A 3,433-nucleotide genomic window follows, 5' to 3' on the forward strand; every position below is an offset into this window, starting at 1 on the left:
GACCCACCCCAGAGCGCTGGAGCCCGTCACCCTCGTGGTGACGGTCCTCCTCTCCGTCCTCGGAGCCGTGATCGGCCTCGTCCTGATCACCACGCTGGGCATCGCGCCGAACACCTCCGTCATCGGCGCGCTCATCGCCATGCTGATCGGACGGATCTCCTTCGCGGCGCTCTCGCGCATGCGCGACCCGCAGCGGCAGAACCTCGTACAGTCCGCGATCTCCGGCTCCACCTTCGCTGCCGCGAACTCGCTGGTCACCCCGATCGCCGTGCCCTTCCTGCTGGGCAAGCCGGGACTGGTGTGGCCGATGCTGGGCGGCGCGGTCATCGGGCTGGCCGTGGACAGCTGGGTGCTCTACCGGGTGTTCGACTCGCGGCTGCTGCCCGCCGCCGCGGCGTGGCCGGCGGGGATCGCCGCCGCCGAGACGATCAAGGCGGGTGACGAGGGCGGCCGGAAGGCCAAGCTGCTCGGTCTCAGCGCGGTCGTCGGCTTCGTCGGCTCCCTGTTCAAGCTCCCGATGAGCGCGGCGGGTGTCGCCTTCCTGGGGAACATCTGGGCGCTGCTGATGTTCGGCGTCGGCCTGCTGGTGGCGCAGTACGCGCCGACACTGCTCGACGTCGACCTGTCGGCCAACTATGTGCCGCACGGCGTCATGATCGGCGCGGGCCTCGTCGCGCTGGTGCAGGCGGTGCTGATGATGCGCGACCGCAAGGGCGGGAAGGGAGCGAAGGGCGGGAAGGCCGAGAAGGGGGCCGTGTCGGGCGCGGCACGTCCGGCGCCGGACCACCAGGGCCCCTTCGACCCCGAGATCCGCACGGTCGACTCCCGGCGGCTGCGGCGCGGCCTGCTGGAAGGGCTCGCCCTCTTCCTCGTCGGCGCCCTCTTCATCGCCTTCATGGGCGGGGTGCTCGCCGACATGAGCGGGGTGGGGCTGGTGGGCTGGGTGCTGCTCGCCGGGGTCGCCGCGCTGGTGCACCAGCTCATCGTGGGCCTGGCGGCCATGCACTCGGGCTGGTTCCCCGCCTTCGCCGTCACCCTGATCTTCCTGATCCTCGGACTCGTGCTGGGCATCCCGATGGTGCCGCTGGCCCTGCTGGTCGGCTACGCCGCCTCGACAGGTCCCGCGTTCGCCGACGTCGGCTTCGACTTCAAGGCCGGCTGGCTGCTGCGCAAGGGCGCGGTGCCCTGGCACCCGTACGAGATGGCGGGGCGGCGGCAGCAGTACGTCGCCCAGCTCGTCGGCTTCGCGGTGGCCATCCTCGTCGTGGCTCTCGCCTGGAAGCCGTTCTTCGAGGACGGCAGGGTGCCGCCGGTCGCCCAGGTGTACGTCGACACCATCAAGGCGGGGCTCACCGACACCCACGCGCTGACGATGATGGCGCTGTGGGCGGTCCCCGGCGCACTGATCCAGTTCTTCGGCGGCTCCTCGCGCCAGATGGGCGTCCTGCTGGCGACCGGTCTGCTGGTGGCCACCCCGCAGGCGGGCTGGCTCGTGCTCGCCGCGCTCGCCGTCAGGGTCGGCTACTCCCGCTGGAAGACCCGCAACAGGACGCAGACCGACTCGGACCCGTCAGCCGACGCGGACAACGAGCTGGCGCTGGTCGGTGCCGGACTCGTGGCCGGCAGCTCGTTGAACGACGTCAGCCAGATCTACAAGGCGGTGTGAGCATGCGAGACGGCATGAGCGGGCGAGCCGAAGCGGCGACGCCGGACGGCAGCAGGGGAGCCCTGGGCCTGGTCACCATCGGGCAGGCGCCCCGCACCGACCTGGCCGGTGACATCGAACCCTGGCTCGGCGGCCTGCGCGTGAGCGAGCACGGCGCGCTCGACGACGACGTCTTCGACGGCCAGGAGGGGCAGCGCACCCGGGCCGCCCTGGCCCCGGCCCCCGGCGAGGCCCCGCTGATCTCCCGGCTGCGCGACGGCACCTCCGCCGTCCTGGGCCACGACGCGCTGGCGCCGCGCATGCGGGACGCCGTCGCCCGCTGCGCGGCGGACGGCGCGGCGGCCACGCTGCTGCTGTGCACGGGCAACTTCCCCCCGGTGCCGCCCGTCCCCGCGGGCGGGTCGCACCGGGGCCCGCATCCCGTCCTCTACGCCGAGTCCCTGGTCCAGCGCGGAGTCCTCGCGCTGGTCGGTGACGCCCCGGTGGGCATCGTCTGCCCGCTCGCCGAACAGCGCGCCGACGTGGCGCGCCGCTGGTCCGAGCTGCTGCCGGGGCCGCTGCGCGCCGAGCCGGCCAATCCGTACGCCGCCGATGCCCACGACGCCGTCGCCGCGGCGGCGCGACGCCTGACGGAAGAGGGCAGCCACTGGCTCGTCCTGGACTGCATCGGCTACACCGAGTCGATGCGGCGCGCCGCCGCCCTCGCCGCGGGGCGCCCGGTCCTGCTGGCCCGCGCGCTCGCCGTGCGGCTGGCGGCGGAGGCCGCGACGGCGGCGCACGGGGACTGAACGCCCCGGCGGTGTGCGGGGGCTGAACGCCCGGCGGTGTGCGGGGGCTGAACGCCCGGCGGCGTGCGGACCGAACGCCCGGCCGTGCGCGGGACTGAACGCCCGGCGGTGCTCGGAGACTGAAGGCCACGGCGGCATGCGGGGACTGAACGCCACGGCGGTGTGCGGGGGCCGAACGCCCGGCGGGCGGCGGGCCGGACCGCGCCGGTACCGGTCTGCGGGCCGCTCCCGCGGACGCCGACTCGCAGGCCGGTACCCTGCGGGCATGATCCGCACCGCCCGCCCCGCCGACGTTCCCGTCCTGCACGCGATGATCCGCGAACTCGCCGCGTACGAGCGGGCGCCGGAGGAAGCCCGTGCGAGTGAGGAGCAGCTGCGTGAGGCACTCTTCGGCGAACGCCCCGCCGTCCACGCGCACCTCGCCGAGGACGAGGAGGGCGAGCCCGTGGGCTTCGCGCTGTGGTTCCTCAACTTCTCCACCTGGCGCGGGGTGCACGGCATCCACCTGGAAGACCTGTACGTCCGCCCGGCCGCGCGCGGCGGTGGGCACGGCAAGGCGCTGCTGACCCGGCTGGCCCGGCTGTGTGTCGAGCGCGGTTACGAGCGCCTGGAGTGGTCCGTCCTCGACTGGAACGCGCCCTCGATCGCCTTCTACGAGGCGCTCGGCGCCCGCCCACAGGACGGCTGGACCGCATACCGCCTCACGGACGAGGCCCTCAAGACGCTGGGGGCCTGACGTGCGCGAGGACGCGGACGCCGCCGACGCTTCCCTCCGCTAGGCCGTTTCTGATGGCTCTTGGTGGTGGATCGGTGTGGTGCGGGGCAGGTGTCCTGCATGGTGCGACGGCATGAGCTGAGTGATGCGCAGTGGCAGAAGATCGAGCCGTTATTGCCGGTCAATGGCAGGCCAGGTGGGCAGTGGGCCGATCACCGGAGGGTGATCAACGGGGTGCTGTTCCGTGCCCGCACGGGTGTGCCC

At 73.5% G+C, this 3,433-nt stretch carries 4 protein-coding genes; all 4 read left to right on the forward strand.

Annotated elements, in window-relative coordinates:
- Positions 1-1,666 (forward strand): OPT/YSL family transporter (locus tag AB8Z75_RS33335; protein WP_369208627.1); only part of this gene is annotated, 1,666 nt, incomplete at its 5' end.
- A gap of 14 nt (positions 1,667-1,680) precedes the next feature.
- Complete coding sequence (locus AB8Z75_RS33340; RefSeq protein ID WP_369208629.1) at positions 1,681-2,454, forward strand: AroM family protein; 774 nt, start codon at positions 1,681-1,683, stop codon at positions 2,452-2,454.
- Between the two features lie 265 nt (positions 2,455-2,719).
- Positions 2,720-3,190: an N-acetyltransferase family protein gene (locus tag AB8Z75_RS33345; protein WP_369208631.1), complete on the forward strand. Its 471-nt coding sequence runs from the start codon at positions 2,720-2,722 to the stop codon at positions 3,188-3,190.
- A gap of 99 nt (positions 3,191-3,289) precedes the next feature.
- Positions 3,290-3,433, forward strand: a 144-nt coding sequence (locus AB8Z75_RS33350; RefSeq protein WP_369208633.1) for a transposase, incomplete at its 3' end; no start/stop codon positions are given.

Source organism: Streptomyces sp. PU-14G (assembly GCF_041028275.1).
Lineage (GTDB): Bacteria > Actinomycetota > Actinomycetes > Streptomycetales > Streptomycetaceae > Streptomyces.